General features: G+C 68.2%; 20 protein-coding genes and 1 pseudogene. 9 read left to right on the top strand and 12 right to left on the bottom strand.

Features of this window, described 5'->3' with window-relative positions:
• The first annotated feature begins 61 nt into the window (after positions 1 to 61).
• Genes eno through ACAM57_RS10735 form a run of 5 tightly spaced genes read left to right on the top strand, consistent with a single transcriptional unit; the run spans position 62 to position 4005 of the window.
• The gene (eno, locus tag ACAM57_RS10755) at positions 62 to 1345 is read left to right on the top strand and encodes a phosphopyruvate hydratase (protein ID WP_019655973.1); all 1284 of its coding nucleotides are present in this window, start codon (positions 62 to 64) and stop codon (positions 1343 to 1345) included.
• Positions 1346 to 1363: 18 nt separating this feature from the next.
• Positions 1364 to 1642 carry a cell division protein FtsB gene (ftsB, locus tag ACAM57_RS10750; protein WP_093203189.1) on the top strand — a complete coding sequence of 93 codons (279 nt, stop codon included), beginning with the start codon at positions 1364 to 1366 and terminating at the stop codon, positions 1640 to 1642.
• Positions 1643 to 1696: 54 nt separating this feature from the next.
• Complete coding sequence (gene pnuC / locus ACAM57_RS10745; RefSeq protein ID WP_369661623.1) at positions 1697 to 2329, top strand: nicotinamide riboside transporter PnuC; 633 nt, start codon at positions 1697 to 1699, stop codon at positions 2327 to 2329.
• Positions 2326 to 2997: an AAA family ATPase gene (locus ACAM57_RS10740; RefSeq protein WP_369661622.1), complete on the top strand. Its 672-nt coding sequence runs from the start codon at positions 2326 to 2328 to the stop codon at positions 2995 to 2997. Before pnuC ends, ACAM57_RS10740 begins: the two co-directional genes overlap by 4 nt.
• A 30-nt stretch (positions 2998 to 3027) precedes the next feature.
• A complete protein-coding gene (locus ACAM57_RS10735; RefSeq protein WP_369661621.1) occupies positions 3028 to 4005 on the top strand; it encodes a hypothetical protein in 978 nt (325 codons plus the stop codon).
• Between the two features lie 4 nt (positions 4006 to 4009).
• Here ACAM57_RS10735 and ACAM57_RS10730 read toward each other — a convergent pair whose 3' ends face one another.
• Entirely contained in the window at positions 4010 to 4810 is an 801-nt protein-coding gene (locus ACAM57_RS10730; RefSeq protein ID WP_369661620.1) for a helix-turn-helix domain-containing protein, read from the bottom strand.
• 138 nt (positions 4811 to 4948) lie between these two features.
• Here ACAM57_RS10730 and ACAM57_RS10725 point away from each other — a divergent pair, with 138 nt between their 5' ends.
• Together ACAM57_RS10725 and ACAM57_RS10720 are read left to right on the top strand one after the other, a co-directional pair.
• On the top strand, positions 4949 to 5719 hold the full coding sequence (locus ACAM57_RS10725) for an SDR family oxidoreductase (protein WP_369661619.1): 771 nt from the start codon (positions 4949 to 4951) through the stop codon (positions 5717 to 5719).
• Positions 5720 to 5759: 40 nt separating this feature from the next.
• Positions 5760 to 6614, top strand: a complete 855-nt coding sequence (locus ACAM57_RS10720; RefSeq protein ID WP_369661618.1) for an NAD(P)-dependent oxidoreductase — start codon at positions 5760 to 5762, stop codon at positions 6612 to 6614.
• Between the two features lie 27 nt (positions 6615 to 6641).
• Here the strand turns inward: ACAM57_RS10720 and ACAM57_RS10715 are convergent, their stop codons facing one another.
• Both ACAM57_RS10715 and ACAM57_RS10710 read right to left on the bottom strand, forming a co-directional pair.
• Complete coding sequence (locus ACAM57_RS10715) at positions 6642 to 7640, bottom strand: Hsp33 family molecular chaperone HslO (protein WP_184641308.1); 999 nt, start codon at positions 7638 to 7640, stop codon at positions 6642 to 6644.
• 39 nt (positions 7641 to 7679) lie between these two features.
• On the bottom strand, positions 7680 to 8204 hold the full coding sequence (locus ACAM57_RS10710; RefSeq protein WP_369661617.1) for a gamma carbonic anhydrase family protein: 525 nt from the start codon (positions 8202 to 8204) through the stop codon (positions 7680 to 7682).
• 41 nt (positions 8205 to 8245) lie between these two features.
• Between ACAM57_RS10710 and ACAM57_RS10705 the strand changes: the two genes are divergently transcribed.
• The gene (locus ACAM57_RS10705; RefSeq protein ID WP_184641309.1) at positions 8246 to 9061 is read left to right on the top strand and encodes a ferritin-like domain-containing protein; all 816 of its coding nucleotides are present in this window, start codon (positions 8246 to 8248) and stop codon (positions 9059 to 9061) included.
• Between the two features lie 27 nt (positions 9062 to 9088).
• Here ACAM57_RS10705 and ACAM57_RS10700 read toward each other — a convergent pair whose 3' ends face one another.
• The 8 genes and pseudogenes from ACAM57_RS10700 to ACAM57_RS10665 all read right to left on the bottom strand — a co-directional run bounded on the left by ACAM57_RS10700 (position 9089) and on the right by ACAM57_RS10665 (position 16208).
• A complete protein-coding gene (locus tag ACAM57_RS10700; RefSeq protein ID WP_126025841.1) occupies positions 9089 to 9535 on the bottom strand; it encodes a MaoC family dehydratase in 447 nt (148 codons plus the stop codon).
• Positions 9536 to 9588: 53 nt separating this feature from the next.
• Entirely contained in the window at positions 9589 to 10722 is a 1134-nt protein-coding gene (locus tag ACAM57_RS10695) for a thiolase family protein (RefSeq protein WP_184641310.1), read from the bottom strand.
• A gap of 93 nt (positions 10723 to 10815) precedes the next feature.
• Complete coding sequence (locus tag ACAM57_RS10690; protein WP_369661616.1) at positions 10816 to 11391, bottom strand: TetR/AcrR family transcriptional regulator; 576 nt, start codon at positions 11389 to 11391, stop codon at positions 10816 to 10818.
• A gap of 76 nt (positions 11392 to 11467) precedes the next feature.
• Positions 11468 to 12460, bottom strand: coding sequence for a Bug family tripartite tricarboxylate transporter substrate binding protein (locus tag ACAM57_RS10685; RefSeq protein WP_369661615.1), 993 nt, complete (start codon positions 12458 to 12460; stop codon positions 11468 to 11470).
• Between the two features lie 52 nt (positions 12461 to 12512).
• Complete coding sequence (locus ACAM57_RS10680) at positions 12513 to 13493, bottom strand: Bug family tripartite tricarboxylate transporter substrate binding protein (protein ID WP_369661614.1); 981 nt, start codon at positions 13491 to 13493, stop codon at positions 12513 to 12515.
• A 20-nt stretch (positions 13494 to 13513) separates the two neighbouring features.
• Positions 13514 to 14275: a DUF72 domain-containing protein gene (locus ACAM57_RS10675; protein ID WP_369661613.1), complete on the bottom strand. Its 762-nt coding sequence runs from the start codon at positions 14273 to 14275 to the stop codon at positions 13514 to 13516.
• On the bottom strand, positions 14250 to 15164 hold the full coding sequence (gene xerD / locus ACAM57_RS10670) for a site-specific tyrosine recombinase XerD (protein WP_126025846.1): 915 nt from the start codon (positions 15162 to 15164) through the stop codon (positions 14250 to 14252). The genes ACAM57_RS10675 and xerD overlap by 26 nt, the downstream gene beginning before the upstream one ends.
• 70 nt (positions 15165 to 15234) lie before the next feature.
• A pseudogene (locus ACAM57_RS10665) lies at positions 15235 to 16208 on the bottom strand (tripartite tricarboxylate transporter substrate binding protein BugE).
• Positions 16209 to 16310: 102 nt separating this feature from the next.
• Here ACAM57_RS10665 and ACAM57_RS10660 point away from each other — a divergent pair.
• On the top strand, positions 16311 to 17228 hold the full coding sequence (locus ACAM57_RS10660) for an AEC family transporter (protein ID WP_369662421.1): 918 nt from the start codon (positions 16311 to 16313) through the stop codon (positions 17226 to 17228).
• Positions 17229 to 17283: 55 nt separating this feature from the next.
• Here ACAM57_RS10660 and ACAM57_RS10655 read toward each other — a convergent pair whose 3' ends face one another.
• The gene (locus tag ACAM57_RS10655) at positions 17284 to 18036 is read right to left on the bottom strand and encodes a sulfite exporter TauE/SafE family protein (RefSeq protein ID WP_369661612.1); all 753 of its coding nucleotides are present in this window, start codon (positions 18034 to 18036) and stop codon (positions 17284 to 17286) included.

Below are 18036 nucleotides of genomic sequence, written 5' to 3'. Positions count from 1 at the left end.
TCCTGCCCCGTTTCCCCATCTATTCATCCGCCCAAAGAGACCAGAAAGAGAAAGACAGAAGATGAGTGCAATCGTTGACATCGTCGGCCGCGAAATTCTCGACAGCCGAGGCAACCCCACCGTCGAATGCGACGTGCTGCTCGAATCGGGCACCATGGGCCGCGCGGCCGTGCCCTCGGGCGCATCGACCGGCTCGCGCGAAGCCATCGAGCTGCGCGACGGCGACAAGAGCCGCTATCTCGGCAAGGGCGTGCTGAAGGCCGTCGAGAACATCAACACCGAGATCTCGGAAGCCGTGCTCGGCCTGGACGCCAGCGAGCAGGCCTTCCTCGATCGCACGATGATCGACCTCGACGGCACCGACAACAAGGGCCGCCTGGGCGCCAACGCCACCCTGGCCGTCTCGATGGCCGTGGCCCGCGCCGCGGCAGAAGAATCGGGCCTGCCGCTGTACCGCTACTTCGGCGGCATGGGCGGCATGCAGCTGCCGGTGCCGATGATGAACGTCATCAACGGCGGCGCGCACGCCAACAACAGCCTCGACCTGCAGGAATTCATGATCATCCCCGTGGGCGCCAAGAGCTTCCGCGAGGCCGTGCGCTATGGCGCCGAGGTGTTCCATGCACTGAAGAAGATCCTGGGCGACCGCGGCATCAGCACGGCAGTGGGCGACGAAGGCGGCTTCGCTCCCAGCGTCGAGAGCCACGAAGCAGCCATCCAGCTGATCCTGGAAGCCATCGACAAGGCCGGCTACACCGCCGGCGAACAGATCGCCCTGGGCCTGGACTGCGCGGCCAGCGAGTTCTACAAGGACGGCAAGTACGTGCTGTCGGGCGAAAACCTCTCGCTCACGGCCGAGAGCTGGACCGACATGCTCGCGACCTGGGTCGACAAGTACCCGATCATCAGCATCGAGGACGGCATGCACGAAGGCGACTGGGACGGCTGGAAGCTGCTCACCGAACGCCTGGGCAAGCGCGTGCAGCTGGTGGGCGACGACCTTTTCGTCACCAACACCAAGATCCTGCAGGAAGGCATCGAGAAGGGCATCGCCAACTCGATCCTGATCAAGATCAACCAGATCGGCACGCTGACCGAGACCTTCGCCGCCATCGAGATGGCCAAGCGCGCGGGTTACACCGCCGTGATCTCGCACCGCTCGGGCGAGACGGAAGACAGCACCATCGCCGACATCGCCGTGGGCACCAACGCCGGCCAGATCAAGACCGGCTCGCTCTCGCGTTCGGACCGCATCGCCAAGTACAACCAGCTGCTGCGCATCGAGGAAGACCTGGGCGACATCGCCGTATACCCCGGCCGCGGCGCGTTCTACAACCTGAAGTAACGCCGGACGCCACGCGGCATGCGCGCCCGCCTCGTTCCACCGATCGTCCTGCTGCTCCTGCTGGCCATCCTGCAGTGGCAGCTGTGGAACGGGCGCGGCAGCGTGCGCGACGTGGCCCAGCTGCGGACCAAGCTGGCCGACCAGAAGGAAGCCAACGCCAAGGCCGCGCTGAACAACGAGCGCCTGAGCTCCGAGGTCAACGACCTCAAGGACGGGCTGGAGATGGTCGAGGAGCGCGCGCGCGCGGAACTCGGCATGGTCAAGCCGAACGAGGTCTTCGTGCAAATTGCGCACTGACCTCGGCCATTCTTTCCCCTCTCCCTTTCCTCTTCTTTCTTCGCCTCAGAGCCGATGACCGAGCTTCTCTCGGCCCCCGCGTTCATGCTCTGGGGCTCTCCCGTGAGCTGGCTCGAGCTCGTCGCGTCGACGCTGGCGCTCGCCATGGTGGGCTGCAACATGCGCGAGATCCACTGGGGATGGCCGCTGGCCATCGTCAGCTCTGTGCTTTACGTGGCGGTTTTCGCCAAGGCGCGCATCTACGGCGACGCCTCGCTGCAGGTCTTCTTCGCGCTCGTCGCCCTTTGGGGATGGGCGCAGTGGCTGCGTGGCCACCGGGCCGACGGCAGCGCGCTGCGCGTCAGCCGGCTTTCTTCGCGCGGCGTCGCGCTCACGCTGCTGGCCTGCGCAGTGGCATGGCCGGCGGTCGCCCTCTTCCTGCGCCGCTTCACCGACACCGACGTGCCCTGGTGGGACGGCTTCGCCACCGGCCTGAGCCTGGTCGGGCAGTTCCTGCTCGGGCGCAAGTTCATCGAAAATTGGCTGATCTGGCTGGCAGTGAACGTGGTGAGCGTGGGCCTCTTCATCCACAAGGGCCTGTGGCTCACGGTGGGCCTGTATGCGGTGTTCGCAGTGCTCAGCGTGGCCGGCTACCTTGCCTGGCGCCAGCGCATGCCATCCGGCGCCGCCGAGGCTGCGCGCGCATGACACCCGTGCTGCCGACCGGCTGCGTCATCGCCCTCGTGGGTGCCGAAAGCACCGGCAAGACCGAACTGGCCCGCGCCATCGCGCAGCGCCTGCAGGACCGCGGCGTACCGACCACCCTGGTGAGCGAGTACCTTCGCGAATGGTGCGAGCGCGAAGGCCGCACGCCGCGCCCCAACGAGCAGCAGGCCATCGCCGACGAGCAGACCCGCCGCATAGCGCTCGCAGCCGCCACCGGCGTGGTGGTGGCCGACACCACCGCGCTCATGACGGCCGTCTACAGCGAGCAGCTCTTCGCGGACACCTCCCTCTACGACAGTGCGCTGGCCGCCCAGCGGCGCTACGCCATCACGCTGCTGACCGCGCTCGACCTGCCCTGGGTGGCCGACGACATGCGCGACGGACCGCATGCGCAGCAGCCGACCGACACGCTGGTGCGCGCCGCGCTCGCGGGCGCGAAGCTCTCGTATGCCGTGGTGCACGGCAGCGGCGGCGAGCGGCTTGCCAACGCGTGGAACGCCATCGTTTCCATCGCAGGCAACGAGGGCCGGCCGCGCACGCGCGCCAGGTCCGACGCGAAACCCGCCTCCTGGTCGTGGCCTTGCGAGAAATGCTCCGACCCGGAATGCGAACATAGGCTCTTCAGCGATCTCATCGCACGCCGCGAGTAGCGGCCCTCCCTTTCCCCTACCGGAGACCCGATGCCCCTTTCGACCGCCGCGCGCATCGCGCTTCTTCCTTCCGCTCTGGCCGCCCTGCTGCTGTCGGCCACCGGCCCGGTCCACGCGGCACCTGTCGCGGCCACCGTCGAGAACGGCACCACCACCACCGCCTGCGCCGAGGAAGACAACGTCTCGCTGACCCTGCGCGGCGAAGGCATCCGCCGCATGCGCATCGAGGCGCTGCAGCCCGACTACCTCGACAAGATCGGCAACGACGTCACCGCGCCCGACTTCTCGGGCTGCAACTTCGACGGCGGCGAGCATCCCACCGACCCGGCCTATCGCTTCCGCAAGCGCACCGTGATGCTGATGGACAACGCCCAGTGGCGCATCGTAGGCATGACCCTGCCGAGCTTCTGGCGCCCGCAGCGCGTGCCCGTGCAGGTGGGCAAGCGCAAGGACCGCGGCTTTCATCTGCTGCAGGTGTTCAGGAAGGAGAACGGCAAGCCGCTCGAAGCCATCGTGCTCTATCCGTCGGATGGCTACTGGCGCATCAAGCCGCTGCCCGAGCCGCGCTTCGGCGACGGGGTGTACGGCTCGTCCTTCCTGCTCGGCCCGGTCGAGGCCGCCGCGCGGCCGGTGGTGAACATCGCGTCGATCCGCATCGTGCCCCGGCCGCTGGCCATCCACGTGCGCTTCACCGACGGCGGCAGTGCCGCAGTGAAGGTCGAGGAGACCAGCCGCGCGCGCACCGCGCTCGACGTGACGCTGTCGAAGCCCACCGCAAGCGCCCAGCCCTTCGCGGTGCTGCGCTCGATGTACGTCACCCCCGACAACGCCGACGTGAGCGAAGTGCGCTGGCAGGCATCGCCCCAGGCGGCGCAGCAGGTGCTGCCGCTGCCGGAGGTGAAGAGCCTGCAGGCCACGCAGGTGCGCTTTGGCCGCAGCCTGCCGTCGAAGCACAACACGAGCGCGCCGGACATCTCGTTCGGCGGGTTCGACGACGCGGCTCGCTAGACCCCTAGCCCGCGCGCCGCACTTCGCCCGGCGTGACGCCGAGCACACGCCGCATGCAGCGCGCCATGTGGCTCTGGTGCGAGAAGCCGCTCTCCAGCGCCACGAGGCTCGCCGGCATCTCGCTGCGCAGCAGCAGGCCGCGCGCACGGTCGACGCGGCGGTGCACCACGTACTCGTGCACCGGCAGGCCGATGGAGCGCTTGAACTGCGTCTTCAGGTGCGAGGCGCTGAGGCCTGCGACACCGGCCAGCGCGGCCAGCGAGAGATCGCCGTCCAGGTGTGCTTCGATGTACTCGGTCACGCGGCGCAGCTGCGGCCGCGTCAGCCCCTGTGCCGATGCCGTGCCTGCGGCGGCCTCCTGCCCCGCGAGCAGCTGCACCGCGAGCGCGGTGCCCAGGCTGTCGGTGTAGAGCCTGCCGTTGGGAAAGCCAGCGCGGCGCTCCGCGTCGAGCGCCCAAGCGACGTGCTCGATCCGCGCGTCACGGAACTGGTGGCGCTGGTCGAGCACGGCCCGCTCGGGCGGCAGGCCCATCTCGTCGGCTGTGCGGCTCAGCAGCGAAGGCGGCATGCGCACCACGACCGAGGTGCTCGGCGCTTCCTCGTGCCAGACGTCGGAGATGCCGGCCGGCAGGATGTCGAGGTCGCCGCGCGTGTAGAGGAAGCTGTGCAGCCTGCAAGCCCCGGCCACCGGACCGCCGGTGTGTAGCTTGATGCGATGGTCGGGCAGCGCGTCGTAGCCGACCACGCCGCCGGGCGTCTGCCGCAGGTCCACCTGCAGGCGGGTGTCCGTATCGGTTTTGCTCATCGGAACATTATCGAGTGCCGCCTTGCACGGCGCTGTCCGTTCATGCTCCAGCACGGCCGAACGTGCGCGACCGCAAGAGCACCGATCCGGATCATTCGCAGCCTTGAACTTCATCCATTGCAAGGCACGCGAATCATCATGACGAACGACATCTACGGCGGCAAGAAGGCCGTCATCACCGGCGGAACCATCGGCATGGGCCTGGCCACCGCACAGGCGCTGCTCGCGGGCGGCGCCGAAGTGCTCGCGACCGGGCGCAACCCCGTGAACCTCGAAGCCGCGCGGCGCACGCTCGGCGCGGGCGCCCACGTGCTGGCCTCCGACGCCGCCTCGCTGGCCGACATCGACACGCTGGCGGCCACGGTGCGCGAGCGCTTCGGCCGCATCGACCTGCTGCACATCAACGCCGGCATCTCCACGCTGGAGCCCTTCGAACAGGTGACGGAGGCCGGCTACGACCGCGCCTTCGCCATCAACACCAAGGGTCCGTTCTTCACCGTGCAGCGCCTGGCGCCGCTGATCCGCGAGGGCGGCGCCATCGTGGTCACTTCATCGATCGCGGACGAAGGCGGCATGCATGGCATGAGCGTCTACAGCGCCACCAAGGCCGCGCTGCGCTCCTTCGCCTCGGGCTTCGCGGCGGAGCTGATGGCGCGGCGCATCCGCGTGAACGTGGTGAGCCCGGGCTTCATCGACACGCCCACGCTGGGCGTGGCCGATGCGACGCCGGAGGAACGCGCCGAGTTCATCCGGCTGGGCGACCAGATCACGCCGATGCGGCGCCACGGCACCGCCGACGAAGTGGCCCGCGCGGTGCTGTTCTTCGCCTTCGAGGCGACCTTCACGACCGGCGCGCGGCTCACCGTCGACGGCGGACTGGGCCAGAAGCTGACGCCCGCCGCGGCCTGACTGCACCTGATCGACACGAAAACATGGAACGGAGAACGACATGACCGACGTATCCCTCATCGGCCTCGGCCCCATGGGCATCGCGCTCGCGCGCGCACTGCAGCCGAAATACACGCTGACGCTCTGGAACCGCACCGCCGGGCGCGCCCACCCGCTGCTGAACCAGGGCACCCTGCTCGCCACGGATGCGCGCAGCGCCGCCGAGGCGAGCCCCATCGTGCTGATGTGCGTTGCCGACTACGCCGCGGCCCGCTCGATCCTCGCCCAGCCCGGCGTGATGCAGGCCCTGCGCGGCAAGGTGCTGGTGCAGCTGAGCACCGGCACGCCGCAGGACGCGCGCGACGCCTGGGCCGCCGCGGACGGCGTGGCCTACCTCGATGGCGCCCTGCTCGCCACGCCCGGCCAGATCGGCCGGCCCGACACGCCGCTCTTCATTTCGGGCGAGGAGCGCGCGCTGGCCATCTGCCGCCCGGTGCTCGAAACCATCGCCGGCCGCCTCATGTACATGGGCGAGCCGGTCGGCAACGCCGCGGCCTGGGACCTCGCGACGCTGTCGTGCATGTTCGGCGCGATGAGCGGCTTCTTCCACGGCGCTCGCATCTGCGAGGCCGAAGGGCTGGGCGTGGGCGAGTTCGGCCGGATGATCGGTGCGATATCGCCGGTGCTGGGGGAGATGATCCGCGCCGAAGGCGATGCCATCGAGGCCGGGAGCTACGGCGAGCCCCAGAGCTCGATGGCCACCTGCGCGGGCTCGGGCCGGCTGTTCGTGAAGCAGGCGCGCGAGGCCGGCCTGGACGGGAGCTTTCCGGCTTTCCTGGCCGGCATGTTCGACCGCGCGCTGGCGGCCGGTTTCGCGCACGAGCGCCTCGCCGCGATGATCAAGGTGCTGCGCTGACTGAAAAAGAGGCAGCGACGGCGCCGCCTACTGCACGACGGAGCTGCCCGGAACCCGGTCGCCCACCGGCGTGAAAATCTGCGCGGCGTCGACAGCATCGAAGCGGTACTGCTTGCCGCAGAAGTCGCAGCCCACCTCGATGTTGCCGCGCTCGGCGAGGATGCTCTCGGCCTCCTGCTCGCCGAGGCCGCGGATCATCTGCGCCACGCGCTCGCGGCCGCAGGTGCAGGCGAAGCGCGGTCCGAGCATGCCGGCCTGCGGCTCGAAGCGCAGCAGCTTCTCTTCCCAGAACAGGCGGCGCAGAATGGTCTCGACGTCGAGCGTGAGCAGCTCGTCGCGCGTGAGGCTCGACGCGAGGATCGAGATGCGGTTGTAGTCTTCGTTACGGCCGATCTGGTCTTCGTTGGCCTGATCGTGATCCTTGTCGGCGGTGCCCTCGAGGTTGCCTTCGCCTTTCACCGGCAGGCGCTGGATCAGCAGGCCCGCGGCCACCTTGTCGTCGGCGGCCAGCACCAGCGTGGTGTCGAGCTGTTCGCTTTGCAGCATGTAGTGCTGAAGCACGTCGCTGAGCTTGCCGAGCTTCTCGCCGTCGTCACCGAAGAGCGGCACGACGCCCTGGTAGGGGGTGGTGCCCGGCAGCTTGTCCTTGGGGTCGAGCGTGATGGCGCAGCGGCCCTTGTTGTTCACGTTGACCATGTCGGGCAGGTGCGCGTCGGCCGGCAGCTCGCCCATCACCTTGGCGGTCGCGCGCAGGCTCAGGTCGGGCTTGGACTCGGCCACCGCCACCTTGACGGGGCCGTCGCCGAAGATCTGCAGGATCAGCGCGCCGTTGAACTTGATGTTGGCCTGCATCAGCGTGGCAGCCGCCGTCATCTCGCCGAGCAGTTCGACCACGGGCTGCGGATACGCGCCGGTGGCGGTATTGGAGGCGCGCCGCGCGAGGATCTCCTGCCACGCGTCCGTCAGGCGCACGATCATGCCGCGCACCGGCAGGCCATCGAACAGGAATTTGTGCAGCTCGCTCAAAACGTCTTCTTTCTGTGTGTGTGCCTGCGACCGGGATGGTCAGGCGATCTTTTTCAGGCCCTTTGCGAAGCGCCGCGCGTTGGCCACGTAGTTTTCCGCGCCCTGGCGCAGCTTGGCGGCGGCCTCGTCGTCGAGGGTGCGCACCACCTTGGCGGGCGAGCCCATGATGAGCGAGTTGTCGGGAAACTCCTTGCCCTCGGTCACCACGCTGCCGGCGCCAACGATCGAGTTGCGGCCGATCCTCGCGTTATTCAAGACCACCGCCTGGATGCCGACCAGCGTGTTGTCGCCGATGGTGCAGCCGTGCAGCATCACCTGGTGGCCGACGGTCACGTTGTCGCCCACGGTCAGGGGGCAGCCGATGTCGGCGTGCAGCACCGACAGGTCCTGGATGTTGCTGTTGCGCCCGATGCTCAGCGTCTCGGTGTCGCCTCGCAGCACCGCGCCGAACCACACGTTGGCGTTCTCCGCCAGCCTGACGTTGCCCATCACCTCCGCGGTGTCGGCCACCCATGCACCTTCGCCCACCTGGGGTGCCATACCGTCGAGTTCGTAGAGCGCCATTGTTTCCGGTCCCTGCAAGGTCAAAACCTAGAATTGTAGGGATGCACCCCCGATTGAGCGCACTGGCCGCGCTTCGCCTTACAGACCCCGATGAAAAGGTGGCCGCCACCCGTGCCATCCCGCTGGACGGCGCTACCGAATCCATAGCAGCCCAGGCGATCCGCACGCCCGGCGACGATCTCGGCGTGCCGGGCCGCCCCGAGCGCCCGCTGCGCGTGGCCGCCACCGCCGTGCAGAAGCGCTCGCCCTTCACCACCGAGGGACGCGCGGCGCTGATCCATTCGATCTGCCACATCGAGTTCAACGCCATCAACCTCGCGCTCGACGCCGTCTGGCGCTACGACGGCATGCCCGAGGCCTACTACCGCGACTGGCTGCGCGTGGCCCATGAAGAGGCGCTGCACTTCACCCTTCTGCACGCGCACCTGCAGGACATGGGCTGGCGCTATGGCGACTTCCCCGGCCACGACGGCCTGTGGAACATGTGCGAGAAGACCAAGGACGACGTGCTCGCCCGCATGGCGCTGGTGCCGCGCACGCTGGAGGCGCGCGGGCTCGACGCCACGCCGCTCATCCAGGGCAAGCTCAAGCGCGTGAACACACCCGATGCGCTGCGCGCGGTGGAGATCCTCGACATCATCCTGCGCGACGAGGTGGGCCACGTGGCCATCGGCAACCACTGGTACCGCTGGCTGTGCGAGCGCGAGGGCATCGACCCGGAAGCGGCCTACCCCGGGCTCGTGGCGCGCTACGACGCGCCGCGGCACAAGCCGCCCTTCAACTTCGAGGCGCGCGGGCGTGCGGGCTTCAGCGCGGAAGAGCTGCGCCAGCTCTCGCAGACGCAGGACAAGGCCTGAGGCCGCCGCTCTTCTTTCCTCTTCGGCTCAGGCCGGACGCGCCTGCACCACCAGCTTCGGCATGAAATGCTGGAGCACGTCGCCATGCTGGTTGAGCGTCTGGCAGCGCATCGCCACCATCGCGCGGCCGGGTTTGGAGCGCGAGGGCACGATGTCGACGACCTCGCCCTCCACATGCAGCACGTCGCCGGGCCGCGTCGGCTTGGGCCACTGCAGTTCGCCGCCCGAACCGATGATTCCGTCGGCCAGTGGAAGGCCGCTTTCGACCAGCAGCTTCATCGTGAGCGCGGCCGTGTGCCAGCCGCTCGCCGCGAGGCCGCCGAAGAATGTGCTCTTGGCAGCCTCTTCGTCGGTATGAAAGGGCTGCGGATCGAATTGCTGCGCGAAGGCCTTGATCTGCGCCGCGTCGAGCGCGTGCTCCGCGCTCTTGAAACGGTCGCCGACCTTCAGGTCTTCGAGATACAGCTTGGCCATGGGGTCTCCTTTGTCGTGGGTGGCGATCGCCATTCTCGCGGGCGGCGCGGCCTTCAGACGCGCTCGAGGATCGTCGCGATGCCCTGCCCTCCGCCGATGCACTGGGTGGCCAGCGCGTAGCGGCCGTTCTCGCGTGCCAGCAGCGACGCCGCCTTCCCGGTGATGCGCGCACCGGTCGCTCCCAGCGGATGGCCGATCGACAGGCCGCCGCCGTCGAGGTTGATCTTCGCCGGATCGAGCCCGAGGTCGCGGATGCAGGCCAGCGCCTGCGAGGAGAAGGCTTCGTTGATCTCGATCACGTCGAGGTCGGCCGCGCTCAGGCCCGCGCGCGCCAGCGCCTTGCGCGTGGCGGGGATCGGGCCGATGCCCATGATCGCCGGGTCGACGCCCACGGTGGCGAACGAGCGGATGCGCGCCAGCGCCTTCAGGCCGTGCTTCGCCGCGAATTCGTCGCTGGTGACGAGCACTGCCGCCGCGCCGTCGGTCAGCGGAGAAGAGGTGCCTGCCGTCACCACGCCGTCAGGGCGGAACGCGGGCTTGAGGTTCGCCAGTGCCTCGGCGGAAGTGGTCGGACGGATGCAGCCATCGGCATCGATCACGTCGCCCGAAGCCAGGCGCACCGGCACGATCTCGCCGGCAAGCCGCCCCTGCGAACGCGCCTCGGCCGCCTTGCGGTGCGACTCCACCGCGAAGGCCTCCTGGTCGGCACGGCTCACGTTCCAGCGCTGCGCGACGTTCTCGGCGGTCTCGCCCATCGAGATATAGGCGTCGGTGTTCTCCTTGAGTTCCGGGCTCGGCGAGAAGTTGAAGCCGCCCTGCGGCACCATCGTCATCGACTCCACGCCCACGCACAGGAACGCATCGCCCATGCCCGCCTCGATCTGCGCTGCGGCGATGTGCACGGCCTGCATCGAGGAGCCGCAGAAGCGGTTGACCGTCATGCCGCCCACCTCGTGCGGAAGGCCGGCCAGCAACCCGACGATGCGCGCGAGGTTGTTGCCCTGCGAGGCCTCGGGGTAGGCGCAGCCGAGGATGACGTCTTCGAGCAGCGCGGGGTCGAGGTCGGTGCGCTGCAGCAGGCCGCGCACCACGCCGGCGGCCAGCGTGTCGGGGCGCACCTCGGCGAGTGCGCCTTTCTTCGCGAAGTGGAACGGGGAACGGGCGTAGGCGGAAATGACGGCTTTCATGAATGCTCTCCAGCAGATTGACTACCTTCCAATCGGTAGGCTTCGAGGTCGAAAAATAAGCACGCCGAAGCGTGCCTGCACGGGGCCGGGCGCTCAGCCCGGCAAGGAACTCCTTAGCTGGGCGATGGCCTCGTCGAAGTCGTCGACGCGGCCCGTCATGCGCGCCGACAGCAGCGCGCCCTGGCAAACGGAAAAAACGTAGGCAGCCAGCGAAGCCACCGAGGCGCCGGTCTTGCGCTCTGGCATCAGCGCGCCCAGTACGCCGGTGAGCCACGTCACCTGGGTGTTGCGCAGCTCCTGCACGGCAAGGCGAAGCTCGTCGTTGATGACGCCCCAGCCGGGAGCCACCGCCCCCGCGGGACACATGCCCGAGCCGGCCCTGAGCGTGTTGCGGTACATGCGGAAATACGATTCGAGCGCGTCCTTCGGCTCGCGCGCCCGGGCGGCGTCCCAGTCCTTGAAGCCCTGCGTGGCCGCGCGAATCACCGCGACGCCCAGCGCCTCCTTGGTCGGGAAGTGGTGGTACAGGCTGGCCTTGCGCACGCCGACCGCGTCGGCCACGTCCTGGAAGCTGAAGCCCAGGTAGGAACGGGTTTCGATGAAGCCGCGCGCCACCGCGAGGATCTGCTCGCGGGTGCTGCCGGCGGCGAGTGCTGTGGCGTTGGTCATCTACCTACTATAAGGTAGGCAAAGCCAAGTCACAAGCCGGGGTGTCATCCAGGCGTCAGCGCGCCTTTGCGGCTTTTCAATCGGCCTTGATGCCCGCCGCCTTGACGATGCGCCCGTTGCTCTCGAACTCGCTGGCGATTTCCTTCGCGAACGCGGCCGGGGTGCCGCCGGTCGGCACGTTGTCGGTGGCCGTGAGCTTGGCGCGCAGCTCGGGGGTGGCCAGCGCCTTGTTGATCTCGGCGTTGTACTTCGCGACCAGCGCCGGCGGCGTGGCCGCCGGCGCGAACACGCCGAACAGCGAATTGATGTTCGCCGCCTTGTAGCCCAGCTCACCCAGCGTGGGCACCTGCGGGAGGCTGTCGAGCCGGGCTGGGGCACCCACCGCCAGCGGGCGCAGCTTGCCCGACTGGATGTGCGAGGAGAGCGTCGGGCTCGCGTTGGTCGAAAGAATCTCGAACTGCCCGCCGATCGCGTCGTTGAGCTGCTGGCCGCCGCCCTTGTAAGGCACGTGCGTGATGTCCACGCTCGCCGCCGCGCGCAGCTGCTCCAGCACGATGTGGCCCAGCGAGGCCGGCCCCGAGGTAGCCCAGCGCACCGCGCCCGGATGCGCCTTGGCATCGTCGATGAGAGCGCGGAAGTCCTTCGCCTTGCTCGCCGGCGTGGCGATCAGCAGCACCGGCGAATACATCACGCTGGCCACAGGCGCCACGTCCTTCAGCGGATCGAAGGGCAGCTTGCCCAGGTGCGGGCTCAGCACCAGCGGGCTGATGGCCGAGAAGCCCAGCGTCGCACCGTCGGGCGCGGCCTTGGCGACGGCGTCCATGCCGATGGCGCCGCTCGCGCCCGCGCGGTTGTCGACGATCACCGTGACGCCCATCTGGGCCGCGAGCCGGTCGCCCAGCGCACGCGCGACCACGTCGCTGACGCCGCCCGCCGGATAGGCGACGATGAGGCGCACGGTCTTGGGCACGGCCTGCGCGAAGGCGCCGGATGCGGCGCACAGCGCGGCGGCGGCGAGGAGTCGGGTCGCCGTGCGGCGCGAGGGCTTCGGGGAAGCGAGGAAATTCATGGTGTCGTGTGTGGCAGCCCTGGTCGTCTGCCTGCTTGCGTGATGGATGGCGTCAGTCCAGTTGCAGCTTGCGCTCCTTGATCAGCCTGGACCACTTCTCATTGTCCCCCTTCACGAAAGCCGCGAACTCGGCCGGCCCGAGCGAATGCACCTCGGCCCCCGCCGTCGCGAACTTGGCCTTGATCTCGGGCTGCGCCAGCGCCCTGGCCAACTCGCCGGAGAGCCGGTCGACGACTTCCTTCGGCATGTTCGCTGGCCCGACCAGCCCCTGGAATCCGACCGACTCCATGCCCGCAAGCCCCAGTTCCTTGACTGTCGGCACGTCCGGCAGTTGCGGATCGCGCGCCGGGCCGGTCACCGCCAGCGCCTTGAGCTTGCCGCCCTTCACCTGCGGCAGCAGCACGCTGCCCGCGTCGATGAGGATCTGCGTCTGCCCGCCGATCAGGTCCTGCACCGCAGGGGCGCTGCCCTTGTACGGCACGTGCGTCATGTCGAGCCCGGTGACCTGGTTCATCAGCTCGCCGTTGAGGTGCGTGGAGGTGCCGTTGCCGCCCGAGGCGAAGTTGACCTTGCCCGGCTGGCCCTTGGCCCAGGCGACGAACTCCTTGAGGTTCTTCGCCGGATGGTCGGGCCGCGTCACCGCGATGTAGCTGCCCTGGCTGATCTGGCCGATGTAGGTGAACTGCCTGATCGGGTCATAGGGCGGCTTGCTCTGCAGGTACGGCGCGATGGCGAAGGGCCCCGTGTTGGCCAGCAGCAGCGTGTACCCGTCTGCGGGCTGGCGCGTGAGCTCGGTGGCCGCGATCATGCCGCTCGCACCCGGCTTGTAGTCGACCACCAGCTGCTGCTTGAGCGCCTCCTGCAGCGGCACCTGCACCGTGCGCGCCGCGAAGTCGATGCCGCCGCCGGGCGGATAGCCGACGATCAGGCGGATAGGCTTGGCGCTAGGAAAGGCCTGGGCGGCGGCCAAGCCGGCGGCTGCGGCCATTGCGAGGCCGAGCCCAAGGCCGGCGCAGAGTCTGTTGAATTTCACGTTCCGTCTCCTCTTGTTGATCATTGATTTTCCAGCAGCCGCCGCAGCGTCAGCGCGTTGCCCGTGGCCTCGCCGCCGGCCGTGTTGTCGAACACGCACCAGCACTGCGCACCCTCCTCTTTCGCGCGCTGCAGCCGCCGGGCGAGGCGCGCGAGCAGTTCTTCGTCGTAGGCGGACCAGTAGCGCCGCGGCGAACCGTGCAGGCGCAGATAGACAAGGCCCGACCAGCCGCCGGGGGCCGCGGCTTCGTCGAACAGCACCGGGTCCGCGAGCACGCGAGCCACTTCGAAATCCGACAGGAGCCCATCGGCCTGCGGCGTGAACCAGCTGCGATGGCGCGGCTCCAGCACCACCGCGCCCCGGTGCCTGTGCCGCAGCGCGGTGAAGAAGCCGCGCACCGCTTCGGCATCGAACGCCAGGCTGGGCGGCAACTGCACGACCAGCGCACCCAGCTTGCTGCCGAGGCCCTCGACCTGCGCGGCAAACGCCTCGAAAGCCGGCATCGCACCGATCAGCCGGCGTTCGTGCGTCACCGCCTTCGGCAGCTTGACCGCGAAGCGAAACCCCTCTGGGGTGCTCGCGGCCCAGCGCTCGTAGGTCTCGCGCCGGTGCGGCCGGTAGAACGAGGAGTCGATCTCGACCGCGTCGAAGCGCTGCGCATAGCGTTCCAGGTGCGAGCCTTCGGCCGGAAACACCGGCCACAGCGCGCGCGGCAGGCTCCATCCGGCGCAGCCGATGCGCCAGTCCTGCGAAGGCTCAGCCGCGCGGATGGTGCTGCGCATGCAGCTGCTTCAGGCGCTCGCGCGCCACGTGCGTGTAGATGGTCGTCGTCGAGATGTCGGCATGCCCCAGCAGCAGTTGCACCGCGCGCAGGTCGACGCCGTGGTTCAGCAGGTGCGTGGCGAAGGCGTGGCGCAGCGTGTGCGGCGACAGCGGAACGTGGATGCCAGCCGCGGTCGCGTGCTTCTTCACGATGATCCAGAACATCACGCGCGTCATGCCCGAGCCGCGCGCGGTGACGAACAGGTCGGGCGTCTGCTGCCCGTCGAGGATGGCCGGGCGCGAATCCTCCAGGTAGCGCTCGATCCAGCGCCTCGCCTCGGCGCCGAAGGGCACCAGCCGCTCCTTGCTGCCCTTGCCGAGCACGCGCAGGACGCCGTCGTTGAGGCTCATGTCGGTGGCCTTGAGCGCCACCAGCTCGCTCACGCGCAGGCCGCTGGCGTACATCAGCTCCAGCATCGCGCGGTCGCGCAGGCCCAGCGGCGAATCGACGTCGGGCGCGCCCAGCAGGTCGTCGACCTGCTTTTCGGAAAGCGTCTTGACGGCCCTCGGCATCTGCCGCGCCGGCATGAGCCGGATGCTCGGATCGGCCGCGATGCGCCGCTCGCGCAGCGCCCAGCGGTAATAGCGCTTGAACACTGTGAGCCGGCGGTTCGCCGACGTGGCCTTGCCCTTGGTCGACAGGCGCGCGCCCATGTAGGCCTGCAGGTCGGTCTCCTTCGCGGTGTCGAGCGCGGTGCCGCTGCGCTGCGCGCCGAGCCACTGCGCGAACAGCGTCAGGTCGCGGCGATAGGCGGCCAGCGTGTTTTTCGAGAGTCCATCCTCCAGCCACAGTGCGTCGATGAAGTCGTCGATCCCGGGTGTGGTCTGCGTGGCTGCCTCTGTGCTCATGCCTTGCAAGATAACAAAAAGAAAAAGCCGCCCGGCATGCGGGCGGCTTCCCTGGTGCGAGGAGCGATCCTCAGTCGAGCTTCAGGTTCTGCTTCTTCACGACCTGCTTGTACACGTCGTACTCGGCCTTGATCTGCGCGGCGAACTGGTCGGCGTGTTCGCCACGATCAGCGAGCCCGTGTCCTCGATGCGCTTGCGCACCGCCGGCTCTTCCACCGCCTTCTTCACGCCCGCGCTGATCTTCTCGACCACTTCCTTGGGCAGGCCCTTCGGGCCGAGGATGCCGTAGTAGGCCATGCGGTTCACCGGCTCCAGGCCCACTTCCTTGAAGGTCGGCACGTTGGGCAGCGCGGCCAGGCGCTGCGGCGCGGACACCACGATGGGAATCAGCCGGCCGCTCTGGATGAAGGGCATGGCCGAGGGGATGTTGTCGAACATGATCGGCACCTGGCCGGCCACCACGTCGTTCAGCGCCGGGCCCGCGCCGCGGTACGGGATGTGCGTGACGAAGGTGTTGGTCAGGCTCTTGTAAAGCTCCATCAGCAGGTGGCCGATGCCGCCCGTGCCCGACGAGGCGTACGAGTACTTGCCGGGGTTCTTCTTCAGCTCGGCCACGAACTCGGCGTAGTTCTTGGCCGGGAAGCTCGGGTTGACCGCGATGATGTTCGGCGTGGCCGCGATGTTGATGATCGGCGTGAAGTCGTTGATCGGGTCGTACGGCGTCTTCGGGTTGATGGCCGGGTTGGCCGCCGTGCTCGACACCGTGGCGATGCCCAGCTTGTAGCCGTCGGGCGTGGCACGGGCGGTTTCGGCCGCGCCCACGATGCCGCCGCCACCGGCGCGGTTGATCACCACCACCGGCTGGCCCAGCACCTTGCCCAGCGGATCGGAAATCACGCGCGCCACGATGTCCGTCGTGCCGCCCGGTGCGAACGGCACGCTCAGCTCGACGGGCTTGTTGGGATAACCCTGCGCAAAGCTCTGACCCGCCACTGCAATCAGTGCCGCGGCTCCCACCATCGCGCTCCATTGACGACGTTGCATCAAAAACTCCTTGTTCTGCTGTATGTCGAAAAAACGAAGCCCGGATGCTAGCGGCTCGGGGGCCGTATCCGTGCTCTGGATTACCCATGGTCAAGCGGGTTTATCCTCGAAGCGGTGAATTACGCGCAGCTGCTCTTCCCCGACTTCTCCCTCATCGCCATCGGCTGGCTCCTGTGCCGCTACACAGCCCTCGACCGCCGCGTGTGGGACCAGGTCGAGAGCCTTGTTTACTACTTTCTATTTCCTGTGCTGTTGTTCCACTCGATCGTGCGCAGCCCGCTCGACTTCGGGGCGACATCGAGCCTGCTCACCGCAGGTGTCGGCGTGGGCGTGTGCGGCATCTTGCTGGCCTACGCCCTGCCCTTCGTTCCGGGCCTGCGCACGCACATCGACCGGCGCGACCACGCGGCGAGCGCGCAGATTGCCTTTCGCTTCAACTCGTTCATCTGCCTGGCGCTGGCGGAACGGCTCGGAGGCTCCGAGGGGCTGCTGCTGATCGCGGTGCTGATCGGCGTGTGCGTGCCGATCTTCAACATCGCGGCCGTGTGGCCGATGACGCGGCATGCGCAGACCGGGTTCGTGCGGCAGCTGGTGCGCAATCCGCTGATCGTTGCGACCGTGGCGGGGTTGCTGGCCAATGTGCTGGGGCTTACCGTGCCCACTTGGGCCACGCCTACGTTGACGCGGATCGGGGCCGCTTCGCTGGCGCTGGGACTGCTGGCTGCGGGGGCGGGGATGAAGTTCTCCACCTTGGGCACGGGCAAGGTGCTGGCCGTGTCGGTGCTGGCCATCCGGCATCTGTTGCTGCCGTTGGTGGCCTGGGTGCTGGCTCGGGCGCTTCGGCTCGATGCTGCGCAGGGGGCTGTGCTGATGGCTTTCTCTGCTGTGCCTACTGCTTCCAGCGCTTATGTGCTGGCTGCTCGCATGGGGTACAACGGGCCTTATGTGGCTGGGTTGGTGACTTTGTCTACCTTGCTGGGGGTTGTCAGCTTGCCGTTTGCTTTGGCTTTGCCTCGGTGAGGGCTGTTGGGTGTTTGCTTCCCGGGGCCGGGTCTCGGCCCCGGGAAGGAATCGCTCAGCTACGAGAAAGCAAAGCCGGAACAGCAGAAGCCAACAGCGCAACCCCGGAAGCAGTCAACAACCCCAAAACAATCTTCCGAAACGCAACCTCACTGATCCCGATATAAAGCCGCGCCCCCAATAACACAGGCACAGCCACCGCCACCGCCACCACCCCCAGCAAAGGCAAGAGAGAACGCCCGATATTCCCGCTGAACAGGTGGATGCCGAACGCCACCAGCAACATCGACAGATTGAAGTTCTGGATCACCGCCCGCTGCGTATCCCGCTGAAACCCGCGCAACGTGCACCACAGCGTGGGAATGGTCCCCGAGAACCCGCCGATGCCGGCCATCGCCCCACCGATGGCACCGGCCACCCCATCGGCAACACGTCCCCCGAACGCCACCTTCGGCAGATGCTGCGACATCAGCATCGCCGGGCACCACAGCACCAACAGTAGCCCGAGGCACAGCTTGAAGACGACGAGATCCAGATGCGGCAGCAGCCAGACGCCGAAGGGCACGCCCACCAGTCCGCCAAGCAGGAAAGGCCAGAGAACGCTCTTGTCGAAGGAACGCCGCACGGTAACCGCGGCGATCACCTGCCCCGTCATCGCGCCGAAGAGCGCGAGCAAGGCGGCGAGCTGGGGCTCCAGCGTCCAGGCCCAGACGGACATCGCCACCATGCCGAACGCAAAGCCGGAGAGGCCCTGCACGAAACCCGCCAGCACGGCGCCGACGATCACATAGACATACAGGGCTTGCAT

Origin of the sequence: Variovorax sp. V15 (assembly GCF_041154425.1) — a bacterium.
GTDB classification, from domain to species: Bacteria; Pseudomonadota; Gammaproteobacteria; order Burkholderiales; family Burkholderiaceae_C; genus Variovorax; species Variovorax guangxiensis.
This window is presented reverse-complemented; position numbering and strand designations above follow the sequence as displayed.